Below are 22,854 nucleotides of genomic sequence, written 5' to 3'. Positions count from 1 at the left end.
GTTTCTCCGCAGCATTCTCGATACACGAAACGTATGGATCTCTCGATTGCGGCGATCCTCGCGCAAGACGGCATCACGACCGGCGCCATTTATGCATTGCTGTCGCTGGCGCTCGTGCTGGTGTTTTCCGTCACGCGGGTGATCTTCATTCCCCAGGGCGAATTCGTCGCCTACGGTGCGCTCACGCTTGCAGCGCTGCAGGCGCAGAAATTTCCCGCCACCTGCTGGCTGCTGTTCGTGATGGGTATCGCGTGCTTCCTGCTGGAAGTGGGCGGCCTGATCCGCCATCGCGAACGCCGCCATCAGCTCGGCCGCACGCTCGCAACGCTCGGTAGCCGCTACGTGCTGCTGCCGCTCGCGGTGTTCGCGATCACGCGCAGCTTTGCCGCGCAGCCGATGCCGATGCTTGCGCAGATCGCGCTGACGCTCGCGATCGTCGTGCCGATGGGGCCGTTCGTCTACCGGCTCGTTTATCAGCCGATCGCCGAAGGCACGACGCTGCTACTGCTGATCGTGTCCGTCGCCGTCCATTTCGCGATGGTCGGCCTCGGGCTCGTGATGTTCGGGGCGGAAGGTTCGCGCACCAACGGCTTCGCGGATGCGTCGCTGTCGGTCGGCAGCATGACGGTGTCGGTGCAGAGCATCCTCGTGGTCGTGACCGCGCTGGTGCTGATCGGTGCGCTCTACGTGTACTTCGGCCGCACGATCGCCGGCAAGGCGCTGCGTGCGACGTCGGTGAACCGGCTCGGCGCGCGGCTCGTCGGCATCGGCACGACCGAAGCCGGGCGGCTCGCGTTCACGCTGGCGGCCGGGCTCGGTGTGCTGTCCGGCATCCTCGTCGGTCCGCTGACGACGATCTATTACGACTCCGGCTTCCTGATCGGCCTGAAGGGTTTCGTCGGCGCGATCATCGGCGGGCTGGTCAGCTATCCGCTCGCGGCCGCCGGCTCGCTGCTGGTCGGCGTGCTCGAATCGTATTCGTCGTTCTGGGCGAGCGCGTACAAGGAAGTGATCGTGTTCACGCTGATCATCCCGGTGCTGCTGTGGCGCAGTTTCGCGACGCCGCACACGGAAGAGGAAGAGGAGTGACGCGATGAAGACGATGGTACGCAACAAGACCTTCTGGGTGTTCCTCGTGGCGCTGTTCGCGCTGCCGGTGCTGCCCGGCGCGCTGCAGGTGCCCGAATACTGGATCACGCTGCTGAACTACATCGGCCTCTACGCGATCGTCGCGATCGGACTCGTGCTGCTGACGGGCGTCGGCGGGATGACGAGCTTCGGGCAGGCCGCATTCGTCGGCATCGGCGCGTATGCGACCGCATTCCTGACGACGCGCTACGGCGTGTCGCCGTGGCTCGCGCTGATCGTCGGCGTCGTGCTGACGGCGCTCGTCGCGCTCGTGCTCGGTGCGGTCACGATGCGCCTGTCCGGGCACTTCCTGCCGCTCGGCACGATCGCGTGGGGCCTCGCGCTGTTCTACCTGTTCGGCAACCTCGAACTGCTCGGCAAGTACGACGGGATCAACGGGATTCCGGCACTGAACCTGTTCGGCATCGAGCTGGGAAGCGGCCGAAGCCTGTACTTCCTGATCTGGGCCGTCGTGCTGGCCGCGATCGTGTCGGTGCAGAACCTGCTCAACAGCCGGCCAGGCCGCGCGATCCGCGCATTGCGCGGCGGCGGCGTGATGGCCGAGGCGATGGGCGTGAACACCGCGTGGATGCGCGTCGTGATCTTCGTCTACGCGGCCGTGCTCGCGGCGGTTTCGGGCTTCCTGTATGCGCACCTGCAGCGCGCCGTGAACCCGACCCCGTTCGGCCTGAACCACGGGATCGAATTCCTGTTCATGGCCGTGGTCGGCGGCGTGTCGCACGTGTGGGGCGCGGTGCTCGGGGCGGCGATCCTCACGGTGCTGCAGGACTATCTGCAGACGCTGTTGCCGAAGCTGCTCGGCTCGGAAGGCAACTTCGAGATCATCGTGTTCGGCGTGCTGATGGTGCTGCTGCTGCAGTACGCACGCCAGGGTGTATGGCCGTTCGTCGCGAAGCTGTTTCCGCGCGGGCCGCGCGCACATGTGCCCGACCATGCCGATCCGTTGCCGCAGCGCGCGAAGCCGGTGGCGGGCGAGCCGCTGCTCGTCGTCGATAACGCGCGCAAGCAGTTCGGCGGCCTGGTGGCCGTCAATGACGTCAGCTTCGACGTGAAAGCGGGGCAGATCATCGGCCTGATCGGCCCGAATGGCGCCGGCAAGTCGACCACGTTCAACCTCGTGACCGGCGTGCTGCAGCCGACCGCCGGCACGATCACGTTCCGCGGCGAGCGGATCGACGGGCTCACGTCGCGCCAGATCGTCCGGCGGGGGATCGGTCGTACGTTCCAGCACGTGAAGCTGCTGCCGACGATGACGGTGCTCGAGAACGTCGCGATCGGCGCGCACCTGCGCGGCCATACGGGCGTGTGGCGCAGCATCGCGCGGCTCAATGCGCACGAGGAAGCGCAGCTGCTGGCCGAGGCGGCACGCCAGATCCGCCGCGTTGGGCTGGAGAGGCACATGTACGACGAAGCAGGCAGCCTCGCGCTCGGCCAGCAGCGGATTCTCGAAATCGCGCGCGCGCTGTGCTGCGATCCGACGCTGCTGCTGCTCGACGAGCCGGCTGCCGGGCTGCGCTACCAGGAGAAGCAGCAACTCGCCCACTTGCTGCGGCGCCTGAAGGCGGAAGGGATGAGCGTGTTGCTCGTGGAACATGACATGGATTTCGTGATGAACCTCACCGACCGGCTGGTGGTGATGGAATTCGGCACGCGGATCGCGGAAGGGCTGCCGCAGGACGTGCAGCAGGATCCGGCGGTGCTCGAAGCATATCTGGGCGGGGTGGAATGATGACGGATACGACGATGCCGATTCTCGACGTGCGCGGCCTAGCGGTGCGTTACGGGAAGGTCGAGGCGCTGCACGGCGCGGCGATCAAGGTCGGCGCCGGGCAGATCGTCAGCGTGATCGGCCCCAACGGGGCCGGCAAGTCGACGCTGCTGAACGCAATCATGGGCGCGTTGCCGGTGACCGGGCATGCATCAGGGGCGGTGGTGTACCGCGGCAAGGACGTGGGCGCACTGCCGGTCGAACAGCGTGTCGCGCGGGGAATGTGCCTGGTGCCGGAAAAGCGCGAGCTGTTCAGCACGATGACGGTCGAGGATAACCTTGTGCTGGGCGCGTATCGCCGCAAGCTCGCAGGCGAGTCGAACTTCCTCGACCAGCTCGATCATGTGTTTGCGCTGTTTCCGCGGCTCAAGGAGCGGCGCAAGCAGGCAGCCGGCACACTGTCGGGTGGTGAGCGGCAGATGCTCGCGGTGGGCCGCGCGCTGATGGGCAAGCCCGACCTGCTGATGCTCGACGAGCCCAGCCTCGGCTTGGCGCCGCTGATCGTGAAGGAGATTTTTCATATCATCAGCGCGTTACGCGGCACAGGCGTCGCGACGCTGCTGATCGAGCAGAATGCCCGGGCCGCGCTGCAGATCTCGGACTACGGATATGTACTGGAGACGGGGGAGTTTGCGTTGGAAGGGCCGGCGGCCGAGCTGGCGCAAAATCCTCGCGTGATCGAAACATACCTCGGGTTGGTGAAAAAAACGGCTTGATCGGTGGGGCGGTCGGCTGGAAACGGGCGGCGTGTTTCACGTGAAACACGCCGCTTTTGTTTTCTGGAAGAGGGCGATGCGTCGGTGAATCGGGCGTGGGGATAAGTGCCGGAGCAACAAGCGGAAGCCCTGTGACGAGCGGGGCCCCCATCACGTCGGGTTGCACAGAGTAGTGAGCGCGGTACGCGCGACGGTGTTCTATCGACACGGGCCAAACGGCACAGGGGATAAGCGCAGGAAGGTCGATCCGAAATGCTGTGATGGCGCAGCGACTGCGGGTTTCGCAAACAACCGCCGGGTGTGCGATTTTGCACAGCCTGACGATGTGCGCTGAGGCTGCGGCAGCGCCGGCCGAAGCAGGCCGCACGGCACAGTTTGTATGATCAGGCGAAAAAAACGACCAAATGAACCGGCCCTACCATTCGGACGGTCTTCGGGTGAAAAGCGAACCCGCTATAATTCGCCCCATACATTTCTCAGATAGGTTCGTGCGCAGTCCTGCGCACGGAATCCACCATGCTTTTTCCCACAGAATTTGACGTCATCGTCGTCGGTGGCGGGCACGCCGGCACGGAAGCCGCGTTGGCATCGGCCCGTATGGGTGCGAAGACGCTGCTGCTGACCCATAACATCGAAACGCTCGGCCAGATGAGCTGCAATCCGTCGATCGGCGGCATTGGCAAGGGCCATCTGGTCAAGGAAGTCGATGCGCTCGGCGGCGCGATGGCCGCCGCGACGGACGAGAGCGGTATTCAGTTCCGGATCCTCAACTCGTCGAAGGGCCCGGCCGTGCGCGCGACGCGTGCGCAGGCTGACCGCATCCTGTACAAGGCTGCAATCCGCCATCGGCTCGAGAACCAACCGAACCTGTGGCTGTTCCAGCAGGCTGTCGACGACCTGATGGTCGAAGGCGACCGCGTGGTCGGCGCCGTCACGCAGATCGGCATCCGCTTCCGCGCACGTGCGGTCGTGCTGACGGCCGGTACGTTCCTCGACGGCAAGATTCACGTCGGCCTGAACAACTATACGGGCGGTCGCGCGGGCGATCCGGCGGCGGTGTCGCTGTCGGCCCGCCTGAAGGAGCTGAAGCTGCCGCAGGGCCGCCTGAAGACCGGTACGCCGCCGCGTATCGATGGCCGCTCGATCGACTTTTCGAAGCTGGACGAGCAGCCGGGCGACCTCGATCCGATCCCCGTATTCTCGTTTCTGGGCCGTGCGGAGCAGCATCCGCAGCAGCTGCCGTGCTGGGTGACGCACACGAACGAGCGCACCCACGACATCATTCGCGGCGGCCTCGACCGTTCGCCTATGTATACAGGCGTGATCGAAGGTGTCGGCCCGCGTTACTGCCCGTCGATCGAGGACAAGATTCACCGGTTCGCATCGAAGGAATCGCACCAGATCTTCCTTGAGCCGGAAGGGCTGACGACCAACGAGTTCTATCCGAACGGGATTTCGACGAGCCTGCCGTTCGACGTGCAGCTCGATCTCGTGCACTCGATGCGCGGCCTTGAGAACGCGCACATCCTGCGCCCCGGCTACGCGATCGAATACGACTACTTCGACCCGCGCGCGCTGAAGGCGTCGCTCGAGACGAAGGCGATCAACGGGCTGTTTTTTGCGGGCCAGATCAACGGCACGACCGGCTACGAAGAAGCAGCCGCACAAGGGCTGCTGGCCGGCCTGAATGCAGGCCGCTACGTGCAGGAGAAGGACGCATGGTGCCCGCGTCGCGATCAGGCCTATCTTGGCGTGCTGGTCGATGACCTCGTCACGCGTGGCGTGGCCGAGCCGTACCGGATGTTCACGAGTCGTGCCGAATACCGTCTGAGCCTGCGTGAAGACAATGCGGACATGCGCCTGACCGAGATTGGCCGCGAGCTGGGCCTCGTCGACGACGTGCGCTGGGATGCGTTCAGTCGGAAGCGCGACGCTGTTTCACGTGAAACCGAACGACTGAAGTCGACGTGGGTCACGCCGAAGACGCTGCCGCCTGAAGAGGCGACTGCGTTGCTCGGCAAGGCGATCGATCACGAGTACAGCCTCGCCGAACTGCTGCGCCGCCCCGGTATCAGCTACGACGGTGTGTGCGGCCTGAAGGGCGGTGAATGTGCGCCTGCGGAGCCACTGGCCGATGATCCGGTGCTGCTCGAGCAGATCAAGGAGCAGGTCGAGATTGGCATCAAATATCAGGGCTATATCGAGCGGCAGGCCAGCGAGATCGAGCGCAACGATGCGAACGAGAACACACGCCTGCCGGACGGTATCGACTACCGCGAGGTGCGCGGCCTGTCGTTCGAAGTGAGCCAGAAGCTGAACGAGTTCCGCCCGGAAACGATCGGCCAGGCATCGCGGATTTCGGGCGTCACGCCGGCTGCGATCTCGCTGCTGATGGTGCACCTGAAACGCCGGGGCCTCGGCCGTCGTAACAGCGCCGCCGCGGAAGTGACGGAACAGGGGGACGGCACCGTCCCGACGCAACAATGACGGCGCGTCGCGCGCCGGCGGTTAATCGGGACGTACTTGAACAGATGCTCGTCGACGGCACGGCCGCGCTCGACATCACGTTGACGGATGCACAACGCAACCAGCTGCTCGACTATGTCGCGCTGCTCGGCAAGTGGAACGCGGTCTACAACCTGACCGCGATCCGCGACCCGAAGCAGATGCTGATCCAGCACATTCTCGATTCGCTCTCCATCGTTCCGCATCTGCGCGCCCGTGCATCGGCGCGCGTGCTCGACGTGGGGTCGGGCGGCGGATTGCCCGGTATCGTGCTGGCGATCGTCCAGCCGGACTGGCGGGTCACGCTGAACGATATCGTGCAGAAGAAGTCTGCATTCCAGACGCAGATGCGCGCCGAGCTGAAGCTCGCGAACCTGTCTATCGTCACCGGGCGTGTCGAATCGCTGCAGCCGGGTGTCGAAGTTCCGGAAAAATTCGACATGATCGTATCCCGCGCTTTCGCGGATCTATCCGACTTCGTTAAACTTGCTCGACATCTCGTCGCGCCCGGCGGATCGATCTGGGCAATGAAGGGTGTCCATCCGGACGACGAAATTGCACGGCTGCCGGAAGGCAGTCACGTAAAGCAGACGATGCGGCTGGCGGTACCGATGCTCGATGCCGAACGGCATCTGATCGAGGTCACCGTCGACGAGGCGAATTGAAGGTGCGCGGTAGCGCGCCGTTTGTTTGAAGGTAAAGGGAACACACCAACGATGGCAAAGATCTTCTGCGTTGCGAACCAGAAGGGGGGCGTCGGCAAGACGACGACATCGGTCAATCTCGCCGCAAGCCTTGCAGCGCAGGAGCAACGAGTCCTGCTGATCGATCTCGACCCGCAGGGCAACGCGACGATGGGCAGCGGGATCGACAAGGCCGCCTGCGAGTCGACCGTGTACGAAGTGCTGGTCGACGGCGTCTCGGTGACGGACGCGCGCGTGCGTCCGGAAGGTGTCACGTACGACGTGCTGCCGGCCAACCGTGAACTGTCCGGTGCGGAGATCGAGCTGATCAGCATCGATAACCGCGAGCGACGGTTGAAGGCCGCGCTCGAACACGTGGCCGACGACTACGACTTCGTGTTGATCGATTGCCCGCCGACGCTGTCGCTGCTGACGCTGAACGGACTGTGCGCGGCGCATGGCGTCGTGATCCCGATGCAGTGCGAATACTTCGCGCTGGAGGGGCTGTCGGATCTCGTCAATACGATCAAGCAGGTTCACGCGAACATGAACCGCGATCTGAAGATCATTGGCTTGCTGCGCGTGATGTTCGATCCGCGTATCACGCTGCAGCAACAAGTTTCCGATCAACTGAAAGCGCACTTCGGCGACAAGGTGTTCGACGCGGTGATTCCGCGCAACGTGCGCTTGGCGGAAGCGCCGAGTTACGGGTTGCCGGGCGTCGTATTCGACCGTAACTCGCGCGGTGCGCAGGCGTATCTCCAGTTTGGTGCCGAGATGATCGATCGCGTGCGCGCGTTCGAGGTGTCGTGATCCGGACATGAGCGAAGCGAGGAAGAAAGACATGAACGCGGTACCAAAGAAGAAGGGCTTGGGACGTGGCCTCGAAGCGCTGCTCGGCGGCAGTGCGGACATCACCGAAGCGGTGAAGATCGAAGGGGCGCCGAACACGCTCGCGCTCGGCAAGCTGCAGGCCGGCAAGTACCAGCCGCGGACGCGGATGGACGAAGGCAGCCTGCAGGAGCTGGCGGCCAGCATTCGCGCGCAAGGCGTGATGCAGCCGATCCTGGTACGACCTATTTCATCTGACAAATACGAAATCATCGCGGGCGAGCGGCGTTTCCGCGCGGCACGCCTGGCCGGCCTCGACGAAGTGCCGGTGCTCGTGAAGGACGTGTCCGATCAGGCTGCCGCCGCGATGGCGCTGATCGAGAACATCCAGCGCGAGGATCTGAATCCGCTGGAAGAGGCGCACGGTATCCAGCGCCTGCTCGATGAGTTCGGTTTCACGCACGAACAGGCGGCCGAATCGGTTGGCCGCTCGCGCAGCGCGGTATCGAACCTGCTGCGCCTGCTGAACCTCGCGGCGCCGGTGCAGACGATGTTGCTGGCCGGCGACCTCGACATGGGCCATGCGCGTGCGCTGCTTGCGGTCGATGCCGCCACGCAGATCACGCTCGCGCACCAGGTGGTCAACAAGCGCATGTCGGTGCGCGAGACCGAGAAGCTGGTCGCGCATACGACGAAGGAAGCGCCGGCGGTGAAGGCGCGCGCGAAGGACGATGGCGGCCGCGACACGCGTCGTCTCGAGGAGGAGTTGTCCGACCTGCTCGCGTCGACGGTGAAGATCAAGCTCGGCCGCCGCGGGCGAGGGCAGGTGATGATCGACTTCGGCAACCTCGACGCGCTCGAGGGCATTCTTGCGCGTCTGCGCGGCAACGTCGCGACCGAAGAATAACGAGGCACGATCGATGGAAAACACGGGCGCGCCGGCGCCGCGCCGGTGGCTTGGCTGGCTTTTGCAGGAACCCGTACTGACGGTGCTGGCGCTTGCGCTGATTGTGCTGCAGTGGTTGCGTCCGCAACCAGTTGGCGCACTGGTCGGTCTCGTCGACTGGCAGACCGTAGCGACGCTCGCGGGTCTGCTGATGCTGACCAAGGCGCTCGAGCTGTCCGGGTGCCTGATGTGGCTCGCGCATCGCATCGTGCATCACGTGCATTCCGAGCGCGGGCTCGCGATGCTGCTCGTCGTGTTCGCGGCGGCGCTCGCGATGTGGCTCACCAACGATGTCGCGTTGTTCGTCGTCGTGCCGCTGATGGTATCGCTGCGCACGTTGACGCCGCTGCCGTTCCGGCGGCTCGTGATCGTGGTCGCGCTGGCCGTCAACGCGGGGTCCGTCGCGACCCCGCTCGGCAATCCCCAGAACCTTTTCCTGTGGCAATTGAGCGGCGTGTCGTTCGGCCGCTTCGTCGTCACGCTCGGGCCGCTCGCGCTGGCGTTGATGGCGCTGCTGCTCGTGCTGACGGCGTGCGCGTTTCGCGCGAAGCCGCTCGATCTGTCGGGAGACGTCCAGGCCGTTCCCGTGCAGCGCATGCATGCTTTGCTTGCGGCGGTGCTGTTCGGTGCGTTCGTGCTGCTCGCCGATGCGCACAATCCCGTGCCGGGCCTGATCGGCGTCGTGATCGCGCTGCTGGTGGCGAGACGTGACGCAGTCCTGAAGATCGACTGGCTGCTGCTGCTGATCTTCGTGCTGATGTTCGTTGTGCTGCGCAGCGCGGCCGCGCTGCCGGTCGTCCACGATGCGATCGCGCGAACCCATCTCGATTCGCCGCTACGCGTGTTCGCGGCGGGCGCGGTGGTGTCACAGGGAATCAGCAACGTGCCGGCGGCGATCCTGTTGTCGGAATTCACGCGCGACTGGCGGGCGCTCGCGTTCGGCGTATCGGTCGGCGGCTTCGGTTTCGCGATCGGTTCGCTCGCGAACCTGATCGCGGTGCGTCTCGCGAAGGAGCCGCGCATGTGGCTGCCGTTTCACCTCGTGTCGATTCCGTTCGCGCTCGCGAGCGCGGCGCTGGGTGCGTGGTTGCTCGTTCACGGCTGAGCAATGCGGACTAGTGCGGCGCGCGCATGCCGCAAGCCTGGCGGGGAGGGCGCACAGCGTTCCTTGTCGTTGCGAGGCCGGGCCTGTTGATAAGTGTTGCGCCACCACAGTCGTTCGACTGTGGTGGCGCAACAACTGATTGCGGGCATCGGCGCGCTCGGTTCGAGCGTATTTCGCGCATCGCGCTCGACACTGTGGCCACAGTGTTTCCTCTATTGGTCATCGCCGCGTCGGATCGTTTCCCGTGTTCGCGTCACAGCAGAGTTCCTGCTGCCATCGCGCCACGTCGGCGGCGCCCGCACCGCACGTCGCCGTCACGTCACTTCGTTGCGTCCGCATTTTTTTGGGCGAGAAATGCCGGTACGAAAAACCGACCTTACAACTGTCATCGTACGTCATCGACGCGCGCGTTTTTCACATGATGAGGCGTCGTTTTACGCTGGTTTTTGTCGCGTCTAAAGCCTTGAATCACCTGCAACTATCGCTTACAATCGCCCGGATTTGTTAGCTAGGCACCCCTGAAAGCTTTCGGAAAGCTTGGGGCCGGGTTCAAGGATTTTGCGGAAGATTGCGATGGCGGGTCAGGCGCCGAACGACAGGCACGATGATCACCGAGCGCAACGCACCGCTTCAGCGGCCGGCGAGCGGCGCGAGTCCGATGACGACGACTGGGATGCCGAGCTGCAAGATAACAACATCGTTCCGCTCACGCGGACGGAAGCCGAGAGGCTGTTCGGTCCGAACGTGAGCAAGCCGTCGCGCGTGACCCCCTACAAGGTGGTGATCGCGCAGGTGGTCTTGTCCCTGGTTGCAACGCTGGCGTGGTGGCTGTTTTCAAAGTCGCCGGGCGCCGCTGCGCAATCCGCGTTTCTGGGCGGGGCGATCGGCTGGGTGCCAAGCGCGTTGTTCGTGGCACGACTGAAGGCAGGTGGTTCGGCCACCGTGATGAGCTGGGTGATGGGCGAAGCCCTGAAGCTCGGCGTGACGATCGGGATGTTCGCCGCAGTGGCGTACGGCTATGCCGGCGTGCACTGGCCGGCGCTCCTCGTCACCTACCTCGTCGTGCTGAAGACGTACTGGATCGCGCTGGCCTGGCGGTAAGCAACAAGCAGCGTGCGGTTTCGACAACGAACCGCGCCGGCCCGTTCCCGCAATAGCGTATTGCGGAACGGGGCAAAACGATTTTCGACAATTTGGGTGGCATTAACGATATGGCAGCTAGCGAAGGCACGCGCGGTCCGGATCCGTCCGAGTACATTGCGCACCACTTGCAGAATTTCTCCACCTCGCATCAGACGTCGATTTTCGACATCCACGTCTGGAACCTCGACACGCTGTTCTGGTCGATCGTGTGCGGCATCGTGACGATCGTCCTGCTGCGTCTGGCCGCCCGCAAGGCGACCTCGGGCGTGCCGGGCCGTTTCCAGTGTGCGATCGAGATGCTCGTCGAAATGGTCGAGGATCAATCGAAGGCCATCGTCCACGGCAACCGCACCTTCATCGCTCCGCTCGCCCTCACGGTGTTCGTGTGGGTCGCGCTGATGAACTCCCTCGACTTCCTCCCCGTCGACCTGCCGGGCCGCGTCATCGGCCTGCTCGGTCTGTCGGACGTGATTTCCCACCATCGCATCGTCCCGACGGCCGACCTGAACGGCACGCTCGGCATCGCGCTCGGCGTGTTTGTCCTGATGATCTACTACAGCATCAAGATCAAGGGCGCGGGCGGCTTTGTGCATGAGCTGCTGTCGGCCCCGTTCGGCGCCCACCCGCTGCTGTGGATCCCGAACCTCGCGCTGAACATCGTCGAATATCTCGCAAAGACCGTTTCCCTCGGCATGCGGCTGTTCGGCAACATGTACGCGGGTGAGCTGTTGTTCCTGTTGATCGCCCTGCTCGGCAGCATGTGGAGCTTCGGTGGCGACGCAACGTTCCTCGGCTTCATTGGTCACGTGATCGCGGGTAGCGTCTGGGCAATCTTCCACATCCTGATTGTTCTGTTGCAGGCATTCATTTTCATGATGCTGACGCTGGTGTATCTCGGCCAGGCGCACGACAAGCACTAAGCGCGGCGTGCAAAAAAGAGTTTCCGTTTTAGTTTTTTAAATCTCAGTTCCAAGTCTTTTCACAAAGGAGTGATCATGCAAGCTTACATCGCCAACATCCAGGGTCTGACCGCCATCGGTATCGGCATCATCATCGGCCTGGGTGCAATCGGCGCCTGTATCGGTATCGCGCTGATGGGTGGCAAGTACATCGAAGCCTGCGCACGTCAGCCGGAACTCATCAACCCGCTGCAAACGAAGATGTTCCTGCTGGCCGGCCTGATCGACGCTGCATTCCTGATCGGCGTTGGTGTCGCAATGCTGTTCGCGTTCGCGAACCCGCTCCTGTCGAAGCTCGCAGGCTAAGGTTCCTCGGAAATATGCGCCCGGCGTAAGCCGGCGCAGGGCGGAACGGAGACTTGGGGCGCTGATCGAATGCAACTCGATGAGCGCCTTACCGTTTCATTTTTCCGGAATAGCAGATAAGGAAACACCGTGAATCTCAACGCAACTCTGTTTGCGCAAATGGTCGTGTTCCTGGTCCTCGCGTGGTTCACGATGAAGTTCGTGTGGCCGCCGTTGATCAACGCCCTCGACGAACGTTCGAAGAAGATCGCCGACGGCCTCGCCGCCGCGGAGAAGGGCAAGGCGGAACTCGACGCAGCGCACAAGCGCGTGGACCAGGAACTCGCGCAGGCCCGCAACGACGGCCAGCAGCGCATCGCCGACGCTGAAAAGCGTGCCCAGGCGGTCGCCGAGGAAATCAAGGCCAACGCCCAGGCTGAAGCCGCCCGCATCGTCGCCCAGGCGAAAGCGGAAGCAGAACAGCAAATCGTGAAGGCGCGCGAAGCGCTGCGTGGCGAAGTCGCCGCGCTGGCCGTGAAGGGCGCCGAGCAGATCCTGAAGCGCGAAGTCGATCAAACGGCCCACGCCCAACTGCTGAATCAACTGAAAGCCGAGCTCTGATCATGGCCGAACTTGCAACCATCGCCCGCCCTTACGCAGAAGCGCTGTTCCGCGTGGCCGAGGGAGGTGACATCGCCGCCTGGTCCACGCTCGTGCAAGAGCTGGCCCAGGTTGCGCGTCTGCCGGAAGTGCTGTCGGTCGCGTCGAGCCCGAAGGTGACGCGCACGCAAGTGGCCGAGCTGCTGCTTGCTGCGGTGAAGTCGCCGGTCGCGGCTGGCGCCGAAGCGAAGAACTTCGTGCAGATGCTGGTCGACAATCATCGCATCGCGCTGCTGCCGGAAATCGCCGAGCAGTTCGAGGCGCTCAAGAACGAACGCGAAGGTGCAGCCGACGCCGAGATCGTGAGCGCGTTCCCGCTGAACGGCGCGGATCTCGAAAGCCTCGTCTCTGGCCTCGAACGCAAGTTCAAGCGCAAGCTGAAGCCGACGGTCGAAGTCGATTCGTCGCTGATCGGCGGCGTGCGCGTGACGGTCGGCGACGAAGTGCTCGACACCTCGGTTCGCGCGCGCCTCGCATCGATGCAGGCTGCCTTGACCGCCTGAGCGCCACGCCGGCACGCAACAGAATTGACTATCAGGAGCGAATAATGCAACTCAATCCCTCTGAGATCAGCGAGCTGATCAAGAGCCGGATCCAGGGCCTTGAAGCGAGCGCAGACGTTCGCAACCAGGGCACCGTGATCTCCGTGACCGACGGTATCGTGCGCATCCACGGCCTGTCGGACGTGATGCAGGGCGAAATGCTCGAGTTTCCGGGCAACACGTTCGGCCTCGCGCTGAACCTCGAGCGCGACTCGGTCGGCGCGGTGATTCTCGGCGAATACGAACACATCTCGGAAGGCGACATCGTCAAGACGACGGGCCGCATTCTGGAAGTCCCGGTCGGTCCGGAACTCGTCGGCCGCGTGGTCGACGCGCTCGGCAACCCGATCGACGGCAAGGGCCCGGTCAACGCGAAGCTGACCGACGCGATCGAAAAGATCGCCCCGGGCGTGATCTGGCGTAAGTCGGTGTCGCAGCCGGTGCAGACGGGCATCAAGTCGATCGACGCGATGGTGCCGATCGGCCGTGGCCAGCGTGAGCTGATCATCGGCGACCGTCAGTGCGGCAAGACCGCGGTGGCGCTCGACGCGATCATCAACCAGAAGGGCAAGGACCTGATCTGTATCTACGTCGCGATCGGCCAGAAGGCTTCGTCGATCATGAACGTGGTTCGCAAGCTCGAAGAAACGGGCGCGATGGAATACACGATCGTCGTCGCCGCTTCGGCTTCGGATTCGGCAGCGATGCAGTACCTCGCACCGTACGCCGGCTGCACGATGGGCGAATACTTCCGCGACCGCGGCCAGGACGCGCTGATCATCTATGACGACTTGACCAAGCAAGCTTGGGCATACCGTCAGATCTCGCTGCTGCTGCGCCGCCCGCCGGGCCGTGAAGCATATCCGGGTGACGTGTTCTATCTGCACTCGCGTCTGCTCGAGCGTGCTGCTCGCGTGTCGGAAGAGTACGTCGAGAAGTTCACGAACGGCGAAGTGAAGGGCAAGAGCGGGTCGCTGACGGCACTGCCGGTCATCGAAACGCAGGCTGGCGACGTGACCGCGTTCGTTCCGACGAACGTGATCTCGATTACCGACGGCCAGATCTTCCTGGAAACCGACCTGTTCAACGCAGGCATCCGCCCGGCAATCAACGCCGGCGTGTCGGTGTCGCGAGTCGGTGGCGCCGCTCAGACGAAGGTCGTGAAGAAGCTGTCGGGCGGTATCCGTACCGACCTCGCGCAGTACCGTGAACTGGCCGCATTCGCGCAGTTCGCATCGGACCTCGACGAAGCGACCCGCAAGCAGCTCGAGCGCGGCCGCCGCGTGACGGAACTGCTGAAGCAGCCGCAGTACCAGCCGCTGCAGGTGTGGGAACTGGCCGTGTCGCTGTACGCCGCGAACAACGGCTACCTCGACGATCTCGACGTCAAGCAAGTGCTGTCGTTCGAGAAGGGCCTGCGCGACAACCTGAAGACCAGCCACGCTGACCTCATCAAGCGCATCGAAGACACCAAGGATCTCTCGAAGGACGACGAAGGCGCACTGCGCTCGGCGATCGAATCCTTCAAGAAGTCCGGTGCCTATTGATCCGCGAGTGACACACTGAGGCCGCGCGGGTGCTGATGCGCCCGCGCCGCTTCGGTCAAGGAGCAAGCTATGGCTGGAATGAAGGAAATTCGCGGCAAGATCAAGAGCGTGCAGAACACGCGCAAGATCACGAAGGCGATGGAGATGGTGGCCGCATCGAAGATGCGTCGCGCGCAGGAACGCATGCGCGCCGCTCGTCCGTATGCAGACAAGGTCCGTGCCATCGCCGCGCACATGAGCCGCGCGAACCCGGAGTACCGCCACCCGTTCATGGTGGCAAACGACGGCGCGAAGACGGCCGGCATCATCCTCGTCACGACGGACAAGGGTCTTTGCGGCGGTCTGAACACCAACGTGCTGCGTGCGACGGTGCAGAAGTTCAAGGAGCTGGAAGAGAAGGGCCAGAAGGTCGAAGCCACCGCGATCGGCGGCAAGGGCCTCGGGTTCCTGAACCGCTTCGGCGCGAAGGTGATGTCGCAGGTCGTGCACCTCGGCGACACCCCGCATCTGGACAAGCTGATCGGCGCCGTGAAGACGCAGCTCGATCTGTACTCGGAAGGCAAGCTGTCGGCGGTTTATATCGCTTACACGCGCTTCGTCAACACGATGAAGCAGGAAGCCGTGATCGAGCAGCTGCTGCCGCTGTCGTCGGAACACTTCGAAGCCGATGACGGTACGCCGGCCACGTCGTGGGACTACATCTACGAGCCGGACGCGCAGGCAGTCGTCGACGAACTGCTCGTGCGTTACGTCGAGGCGCTGGTGTACCAGGCCGTCGCGGAGAACATGGCGTCCGAGCAATCGGCGCGGATGGTCGCGATGAAGGCCGCGTCCGACAACGCGAAGACGGTGATCAGCGAACTGCAGCTCGTGTACAACAAGAGCCGCCAGGCCGCGATTACGAAAGAACTGTCGGAGATCGTCGGCGGCGCAGCCGCTGTTTAAGCGCGCGCCCGGGACGACAACTGCGCCTTTGCGCGAGTAAAGAATCAGGTATTTAAAGGAAAAGCGATGAGTACTGCTGCTTTGGTAGAAGGCAAGATCGTACAGTGCATCGGCGCCGTTATCGACGTGGAATTCCCGCGCGACAGCATGCCGAAGATCTACGACGCGCTCATTCTCGATGGCTCGGAACTGACGCTCGAAGTCCAGCAGCAGCTGGGCGACGGCGTGGTCCGTACCATTTGTCTGGGTGCATCCGACGGCCTGCGCCGCGGCCTGACCGTGAAGAACACGAGCAAGCCGATTTCGGTGCCGGTCGGCAAGCCGACCCTCGGTCGTATCATGGACGTGCTCGGCCGTCCGATCGACGAAGCCGGCCCGATCGAAAGCGAACACACGCGTTCGATCCACCAGAAGGCTCCGGCGTTCGACGAACTGTCGCCGTCGACCGAACTGCTCGAAACGGGTATCAAGGTCATCGACCTGATCTGCCCGTTCGCGAAGGGCGGCAAGGTTGGCCTGTTCGGCGGTGCTGGCGTGGGCAAGACCGTCAACATGATGGAGCTCATCAACAACATCGCGAAGGAACACGGCGGTTACTCCGTGTTCGCGGGCGTGGGCGAGCGTACCCGTGAAGGGAACGACTTCTACCACGAAATGAAGGACTCGAACGTTCTCGACAAGGTCGCGCTGGTGTACGGCCAGATGAACGAGCCGCCGGGCAACCGTCTGCGCGTCGCGCTGACCGGCCTGACGATGGCCGAGCACTTCCGTGACGAAGGCCTCGACGTGCTGTTCTTCGTCGACAACATCTACCGTTTCACGCTGGCCGGTACCGAAGTGTCGGCACTGCTCGGCCGTATGCCGTCGGCAGTGGGCTATCAGCCGACGCTGGCTGAAGAAATGGGCAAGCTGCAGGAACGCATCACGTCGACCAAGAAGGGCTCGATTACGTCGGTTCAGGCCGTGTACGTCCCTGCGGACGACTTGACCGACCCGTCGCCGGCAACCACTTTCGGCCACTTGGACGCAACCGTCGTTCTGTCGCGTGACATCGCTTCGCTGGGTATCTACCCGGCGGTCGACCCGCTCGACTCGACGTCGCGCCAGATCGACCCGAACGTGATCGGTGAAGAGCACTACTCGATCACCCGTCGCGTTCAGCAGACGCTGCAGCGCTACAAGGAACTGCGCGACATCATCGCGATTCTGGGCATGGACGAACTGTCGCCGGAAGACAAGCTGTCGGTCGCGCGCGCTCGTAAGATCCAGCGTTTCCTGTCGCAGCCGTTCCACGTCGCTGAAGTGTTCACGGGCTCGCCGGGCAAGTACGTGCCGCTGAAGGAAACGATCCGTGGCTTCAAGATGATCGTCGACGGCGAGTGCGACCACCTGCCGGAACAGGCGTTCTACATGGTCGGCACGATCGACGAAGCCTTCGAAAAGGCCAAGAAGATCCAGTAAAGGTCGGGTGTAACGCAGCGGGCGCCCGTGCGTTCGTGAAGGATGTCTCGACGGCATCTTTTCACGGGCGGGCGCCCACGTAATACGCTCAACCAGGAGTCGATATGGCAACCATCAAAGTAGACGTCGTCAGCGCGGAAGAGCAGATCTTCTCGGGCGAGGCGAAATTCGTCGCGCTGCCGGGCGAAACGGGTGAGCTGGGTATTCTGCCGGGTCACACGCCGCTGATCACGCGGATTCGTCCGGGTGCGGTGCGCATCGAAGTCGAGGGCGGCAACGACGAATTCGTGTTCGTCGCAGGCGGCATTCTCGAAGTGCAGCCGGGCGCCGTGACGGTGCTCGCCGATACCGCGATCCGCGGCAAGGACCTCGACGCGGCGAAAGCCGAGGAAGCGCGCAAGCGTGCCGAGGAAACGCTGCAGAACGCGAAGTCGGACCTCGACCTCGCAAAGGCGCAATCCGAGCTCGCGACCGCGATGGCGCAGCTCGAAGCGATCCAGCGTCTGGCGAAGATTCGCAGCCGGCACTGAGCCGCGCGCGCGTATCCAGCGAAAGAAAGCAGCCTTCGGGCTGCTTTTTTTTCGTCCGTCGTTTTCGTCTGTTTTTTGCGGACCGGATCGTATCGTCCGGTCGTGCTATTTCATCCGCCCGCCGCGATTTGATGTCAGAGTGGCGTCAGCAGAGCGCGGCATCATCCGGGCAGAGGCAGTCCGCCGCGATCGCGGCGGAGCAGGCGCGCGCGTCAGCCGCGCGCCGGGCCGATCAGACAAAAACGGACGGAGACATCGATGGCAGCAGACCTTGGCAAGGGGGCGCTGATCGCGCCCGAAAACGGACTGTCGTACGTGCGCGGCGCGACCGACGTGCCGCTATCCGACGCGACGATCAGCCGGTTCCTGCTCGACACGGCGGGCCGCTTTCCCGATCGCCCGGCCGTTGTGTTTCGCGAACAGCAGGTGCGCTGGACCTGGCGCGCGTTCGCGCACGAGGTCGACGTGCTCGCGGCGGGCCTCGCCGCGCTCGGGATCGTGAAGGGCGATTGCGTCGGCATCTGGTCGCCGAACCGCAGCGAATGGCTGCTCACGCAGTTCGCGACCGCGCGCATCGGCGCGGTCCTCGTCAACATCAACCCGGCCTACCGGCTCGCGGAACTCGAATACGCGCTGAACAAGGTCGGCTGCAAGGCCGTGATCGCGGCCGAGCGCTTCAAGACATCGGCGTACGTCGAGATGCTGCAGACCATCGCACCGGAACTCGCGAGCGCGACGCCGGGCGACCTGCATGCGGCGCGCGTGCCGAGCCTGCGCACGGTCGTGTCGATGGGCGAGGTCGCGCCGGCCGGCATGTTCCGCTTCGCGGACGTGATGGCGCGCGGCCGCGGCACGCTCGATGTCGCGCGGCTCGACGCGATCGGCGCGACGCTCGCGGCCACCGATCCGATCAACATCCAGTTCACCAGCGGCACGACCGGCAGCCCGAAGGGCGCGACGCTCACGCACCGCAACGTCGTCAACAACGCGCGCTCGATCGCGATGGCGATGCGCTTCACCGAGCAGGATTCGCTCTGCATCCCGGTGCCGCTGTATCACTGCTTCGGGATGGTGCTGGCCGTGCTCGCGTGCGTGTCGAAGGGCGCGGCGATGGTGTTCCCCGGCGAGGCGTTCGATCCGGTCGCGACGCTCGCGGCCGTTGCCGACGAGCGCTGCACCGCGCTGCACGGCGTGCCGACGATGTTCATCGCGGAGCTCGATCATCCGGACTTCGCGAAGTTCGACCTGTCGACGCTGCGCACCGGGATCATGGCCGGCTCGCCGTGCCCGATCGAGACGATGAAGCGCGTCGTGTCGCAGATGCATTTGTCCGAGATCACGATCGCGTACGGGATGACGGAGACGAGTCCCGTGTCGTTCCAGAGCTCGACCGACGACCCGCTCGAAAAGCGCACGACGACGGTCGGCCGCATCCAGCCGCACCTGGAGGTGAAGATCGTCGACCCGAACGGCGAGATCGTGCCGGTCGGCGCGACCGGCGAGCTGTGCACGAAGGGCTATTCGGTGATGCTCGGCTACTGGGACGACGACGCGAAGACACGCGAGGTGCTGGTCGACGGCTGGATGCATACGGGCGACCTCGCGACGCTCGACGCCGACGGCTATTGCAACATCGTCGGCCGGCTGAAGGACATGGTGATTCGCGGCGGCGAGAACGTGTATCCGCGCGAGATCGAGGAATTCCTGTTCAGGCATCCGAAGATTCAGAGCGCGCAGGTGTTCGGCGTGCCCGACGCGAAATACGGCGAGGAGCTGTGCGCGTGGATCGTGCTGCGTGCGGACGAGCAGATGACCGAGGACGACGTGCGCGCATTCTGCAGCGGCCAGATCGCGCACTACAAGATTCCGCGCTACATCCGCTTCGTCGACGAGCTGCCGATGACGGTGACGGGCAAGGTGCAGAAGTTCGTGATGCGCGAGCGGATGATCGACGAACTGAAGCTCGACGTGCAGAAGACCGCTTGAAAGAACCGAGCGGCCCGGCGCGGGACGAACGCGACGGCCTGCGGGCCGTTGCGTTTTCGATGGACGAAAAAAAGCGGGCTTATTAGCCCGCTAAAAACCACACGCTACGGGGTTAGCGCGAGGAGACCAAAGATGAAACCGAGTCCGGCGGGGGGCCGGAAACGACTCCAACAGGGATGCCCCTCGGAAGGGCTTCGGTACGTGACCGACTGGCTCGCAGCGCTTCGCGTCCGCTCACACTTGGCACACGAGACCGCATCCGTGTTGAAACCGTTGAGGCCATTGTGGGCGAATTAATGACCCCTCGCGGTAACAAAGTGTTTCAGGTTGTAACGCCCGCCAGATAAGGCTTTCCGGGATTTTTTGCTGTTTTCGGGGTCCTGAAAAAGGTCATATTTACCCATCTTTTCCGCAGAGTTTTCATCGGGTGCGCGTAATGCGTTTTTCATGCGTATCGACGTCGATGAATTGCCGATTTACACGCTGGAATGCGCATCGCGCGGCAGATACCGCATCTGACGAATCATTCGTCGGAAAGATTTTGAAACGTGATTGGGGCACGCGATAGTCGGCCATTCGGCCGGTTTTCGCGATTTCACGCCGGCCGGGTGCCACGCCGATGTGTAACGGCGGTGCGCCCGGCCGGCGGCAATGACGGCGTCCCTGCCGGTTATCGGCCGCTTGTTGGGCGAGCGCTCGTGCTCACTTCAGCCACTTGTCGGAGATCGCCTGGTATTCGCCGGACGACAGCGCCAGGTGCAGCCACTGGTCGACGTACTGCTGGAACACGACGTCGCCGCGCGGCACCATGTACGCCTTTTCGCCGAACTGGAACGGCTTGTCCGGATGCACGGAACACAGGCCCGGATTCAGCTTTTGCTGCAGCAGCGTCTCGGACGCATCCGTCACCATGACGTCCGCCTTGCCCGCGAGGATCTGCTTGAAGATCGTCACGTTGTCCGGATAGACGCTCAGGTTCGCATGCGTGAAGAACTGCTTCGCGAAGCGCTCGTTGGTGCCGCCCGGGTTCACGATCACGCGGGTCTCGGGCCGGTCGATCTGCGCGACGGTCTGGTACTTGTCGGCATCCGCGCAGCGCACGATCGGCGTCTTGCCGTCGACCACGTACGGCTGCGTGAAGAACACGCGCTTCTGGCGCTCGAGTGTCGTCGACACGCCGCCCACCGCGATATCGCACTTCGCGACGAAGTCGTTGGTGAGGTTCGACCAGCTCGTCTTCACGAAGTCGGCCTTCACGCCGAGCGATTTCGCGAGCGACTCGGCCATCTCGATGTCGATGCCCTCGAAACGGCCGTCCGTCCGGTGGTACGAATACGGCTTGTAGTCGCCCGTCGTGCACACGCGCAGCGTGCCGCGTGCGACCACGTCGTCGAGCCGCGAGCCGACGGCTGCGGCGGTCGGGGCCGCCGTCGCGGTCGTACCCTGCGCGTGCGCGGCGGCGCAGCAAAGCATCGCAGCGGTGAGCGTGGCCAGCGTGGCGAATGTCTTCATCGGTCTCCTCCTTCGTTCGATTCGATATCAGCGTCCGATCATAGCGGAGCCATCGCGCGCGTCATATGGCCGCCATCGCATCGGCATACGCGGCCGTGCGGCCGCGCTCCGGTAAAATGCCGCTTTGCCTTCGCATCGTCGCTCCTACCGTGGCCCATACCCTGCTCAACGACACCTTCCTGCGTGCGCTTCTGCGCGAGCCGACCGACTACACGCCGATCTGGCTGATGCGTCAGGCCGGCCGCTATCTGCCCGAATACAACGCGACGCGCGCGCGCGCCGGCAGCTTCCTCGGCCTCGCGAAGAATCCCGACTACGCGACCGAAGTGACGCTGCAGCCGCTCGAGCGCTTCCCGCTCGACGCCGCGATCCTGTTCTCGGACATCCTGACGATCCCCGACGCGATGGGTCTCGGCCTCGACTTCCAGGTCGGCGAAGGGCCGAAGTTCGCGCATCCGGTGCGCACCGAGGCCGACGTCGCGAAGCTCGCGGTGCCGGACATCGAGGAGACGCTCGGCTACGTGACGGGCGCCGTGCGCGAGATCCGCCGCGCGCTGACCGACGGCCAGGGCCGCCAGCGCGTGCCGCTGATCGGCTTCTCGGGCAGCCCGTGGACGCTCGCGTGCTACATGGTCGAAGGCGGCGGGTCGGACGATTTCCGCACGGTGAAGTCGATGGCATATTCGCGGCCCGACCTGATGCACCGGATCCTCGACGTGAACGCGCAGGCCGTGGCCGCTTACCTGAACGCGCAGATCGAAGCCGGCGCGCAGGCCGTGATGATTTTCGATACGTGGGGCGGCGCGCTGGCGGACGGCGCATACCAGCGCTTCTCGCTGGACTACATCCGTCGCGTGGTCGCGCAGCTGAAGCGCGAGCACGACGGCGAGCGCGTGCCGGTGATCACGTTCACGAAGGGCGGCGGGCTGTGGCTCGAGGAAATCGCGGCGACCGGCGTCGACGCCGTCGGCCTCGACTGGACCGTCAATCTCGGCGCCGCGCGCGAACGCGTCGCCGGGCGCGTCGCGCTGCAGGGCAACCTCGACCCGACGATCCTGTTTGCGCCGCCGGCCGTGGTGCGCGAGCAGGCGCGCGCGGTGCTCGACAGCTACGGCAATCATCCGGGTCACGTATTCAACCTCGGCCACGGCATTTCGCAGTTCACGTCGCCCGACCACGTCGCCGAACTCGTCGACGAAGTGCACACCCACAGCCGCAAGATCCGTAGCGGAGCCGCGGGCTGAGCGCAAGTGCTGTCATGCTGCACTGCGGGGTGACAGCGTTTCGCTGTCGGCGCTAAACAGGGCGCAACCCCGCACCGGTTGCCGATTCAAGGCTTGTCAAGACTTGACTTATACACATTTTCCACGTTGCAGCGCGGTAGAGCTCTGTATCGGTCGAATTGTCTCGCTATGGTTTCGTAATTTGAATAGCAGCCTTATGGAATAAGGCTCCGCGGGGCGCGGTCGAGGGCGGCCGAAAACAGCGGAAAGCACGGCCCCGCGCGCTTCGCGGCTGTTGAACGGCGAGTTCTCAACAAAGTTATCCACAGGCTGGTCAGGGTATACGGCGATTCCTAAT

General features: G+C 63.9%; 20 protein-coding genes. 19 read left to right on the top strand and 1 reads right to left on the bottom strand.

The features are described 5' to 3' along the window. The first annotated feature begins 33 nt into the window (after positions 1–33). The 18 genes from WS49_RS17880 to WS49_RS17795 all read left to right on the top strand — a co-directional run bounded on the left by WS49_RS17880 (position 34) and on the right by WS49_RS17795 (position 19,761). The gene (locus tag WS49_RS17880; RefSeq protein WP_059531226.1) at positions 34–1,089 is read left to right on the top strand and encodes a branched-chain amino acid ABC transporter permease; all 1,056 of its coding nucleotides are present in this window, start codon (positions 34–36) and stop codon (positions 1,087–1,089) included. 4 nt (positions 1,090–1,093) lie between these two features. Next, entirely contained in the window at positions 1,094–2,878 is a 1,785-nt protein-coding gene (locus WS49_RS17875; protein ID WP_059531223.1) for a branched-chain amino acid ABC transporter ATP-binding protein/permease, read from the top strand. Beyond that, on the top strand, positions 2,878–3,633 hold the full coding sequence (locus WS49_RS17870; RefSeq protein ID WP_059531413.1) for an ABC transporter ATP-binding protein: 756 nt from the start codon (positions 2,878–2,880) through the stop codon (positions 3,631–3,633). The genes WS49_RS17875 and WS49_RS17870 overlap by 1 nt, the downstream gene beginning before the upstream one ends. A gap of 516 nt (positions 3,634–4,149) precedes the next feature. After that, positions 4,150–6,120 carry a tRNA uridine-5-carboxymethylaminomethyl(34) synthesis enzyme MnmG gene (mnmG, locus tag WS49_RS17865; protein WP_059531220.1) on the top strand — a complete coding sequence of 657 codons (1,971 nt, stop codon included), beginning with the start codon at positions 4,150–4,152 and terminating at the stop codon, positions 6,118–6,120. Then, positions 6,117–6,803 carry a 16S rRNA (guanine(527)-N(7))-methyltransferase RsmG gene (rsmG, locus tag WS49_RS17860; RefSeq protein WP_059531217.1) on the top strand — a complete coding sequence of 229 codons (687 nt, stop codon included), beginning with the start codon at positions 6,117–6,119 and terminating at the stop codon, positions 6,801–6,803. The genes mnmG and rsmG overlap by 4 nt, the downstream gene beginning before the upstream one ends. Before the next feature lie 51 nt (positions 6,804–6,854). Then, a complete protein-coding gene (locus tag WS49_RS17855; RefSeq protein WP_044845234.1) occupies positions 6,855–7,634 on the top strand; it encodes a ParA family protein in 780 nt (259 codons plus the stop codon). A gap of 31 nt (positions 7,635–7,665) precedes the next feature. Next, positions 7,666–8,559, top strand: a complete 894-nt coding sequence (locus tag WS49_RS17850; protein ID WP_059531410.1) for a ParB/RepB/Spo0J family partition protein — start codon at positions 7,666–7,668, stop codon at positions 8,557–8,559. A gap of 13 nt (positions 8,560–8,572) precedes the next feature. Beyond that, positions 8,573–9,703: an SLC13 family permease gene (locus tag WS49_RS17845; protein WP_059531214.1), complete on the top strand. Its 1,131-nt coding sequence runs from the start codon at positions 8,573–8,575 to the stop codon at positions 9,701–9,703. A 573-nt stretch (positions 9,704–10,276) separates the two neighbouring features. Beyond that, positions 10,277–10,804: an ATP synthase subunit I gene (locus WS49_RS17840; protein ID WP_059531211.1), complete on the top strand. Its 528-nt coding sequence runs from the start codon at positions 10,277–10,279 to the stop codon at positions 10,802–10,804. Between the two features lie 110 nt (positions 10,805–10,914). After that, positions 10,915–11,766, top strand: a complete 852-nt coding sequence (gene atpB, locus WS49_RS17835; protein WP_059531209.1) for a F0F1 ATP synthase subunit A — start codon at positions 10,915–10,917, stop codon at positions 11,764–11,766. Between the two features lie 75 nt (positions 11,767–11,841). Continuing rightward, entirely contained in the window at positions 11,842–12,111 is a 270-nt protein-coding gene (atpE, locus tag WS49_RS17830) for a F0F1 ATP synthase subunit C (RefSeq protein ID WP_006482730.1), read from the top strand. Between the two features lie 129 nt (positions 12,112–12,240). Next, positions 12,241–12,711, top strand: a complete 471-nt coding sequence (locus tag WS49_RS17825; protein ID WP_006477283.1) for a F0F1 ATP synthase subunit B — start codon at positions 12,241–12,243, stop codon at positions 12,709–12,711. A gap of 2 nt (positions 12,712–12,713) precedes the next feature. Then, complete coding sequence (locus tag WS49_RS17820; RefSeq protein ID WP_014895498.1) at positions 12,714–13,253, top strand: F0F1 ATP synthase subunit delta; 540 nt, start codon at positions 12,714–12,716, stop codon at positions 13,251–13,253. Positions 13,254–13,297: 44 nt separating this feature from the next. Then, a complete protein-coding gene (atpA, locus tag WS49_RS17815; RefSeq protein WP_014895499.1) occupies positions 13,298–14,839 on the top strand; it encodes a F0F1 ATP synthase subunit alpha in 1,542 nt (513 codons plus the stop codon). Between the two features lie 69 nt (positions 14,840–14,908). Beyond that, positions 14,909–15,784, top strand: a complete 876-nt coding sequence (atpG, locus tag WS49_RS17810) for a F0F1 ATP synthase subunit gamma (protein ID WP_034188170.1) — start codon at positions 14,909–14,911, stop codon at positions 15,782–15,784. A gap of 66 nt (positions 15,785–15,850) precedes the next feature. Beyond that, positions 15,851–17,245: a F0F1 ATP synthase subunit beta gene (gene atpD / locus WS49_RS17805; protein ID WP_059531206.1), complete on the top strand. Its 1,395-nt coding sequence runs from the start codon at positions 15,851–15,853 to the stop codon at positions 17,243–17,245. Between the two features lie 104 nt (positions 17,246–17,349). Next, the gene (locus WS49_RS17800) at positions 17,350–17,775 is read left to right on the top strand and encodes a F0F1 ATP synthase subunit epsilon (protein ID WP_006477288.1); all 426 of its coding nucleotides are present in this window, start codon (positions 17,350–17,352) and stop codon (positions 17,773–17,775) included. Between the two features lie 258 nt (positions 17,776–18,033). Next, entirely contained in the window at positions 18,034–19,761 is a 1,728-nt protein-coding gene (locus tag WS49_RS17795; protein ID WP_059531203.1) for an AMP-binding protein, read from the top strand. Positions 19,762–20,463: 702 nt separating this feature from the next. Here the strand turns inward: WS49_RS17795 and WS49_RS17790 are convergent. After that, entirely contained in the window at positions 20,464–21,273 is an 810-nt protein-coding gene (locus WS49_RS17790) for a transporter substrate-binding domain-containing protein (RefSeq protein ID WP_059531200.1), read from the bottom strand. A 149-nt stretch (positions 21,274–21,422) separates the two neighbouring features. On the opposite strand from WS49_RS17790, the gene hemE reads away from it, so the two are divergent. Then, complete coding sequence (hemE, locus tag WS49_RS17785) at positions 21,423–22,517, top strand: uroporphyrinogen decarboxylase (protein WP_279610106.1); 1,095 nt, start codon at positions 21,423–21,425, stop codon at positions 22,515–22,517. The last annotated feature ends 337 nt before the right edge of the window (positions 22,518–22,854 follow it).

This window comes from Burkholderia sp. RF7-non_BP4 (assembly GCF_001521935.1).
Classification (GTDB): domain Bacteria; phylum Pseudomonadota; class Gammaproteobacteria; order Burkholderiales; family Burkholderiaceae; genus Burkholderia; species Burkholderia diffusa.
Note: the sequence above shows the minus strand (reverse complement) of the source record. Positions and strands in the feature narration are given on the sequence as shown.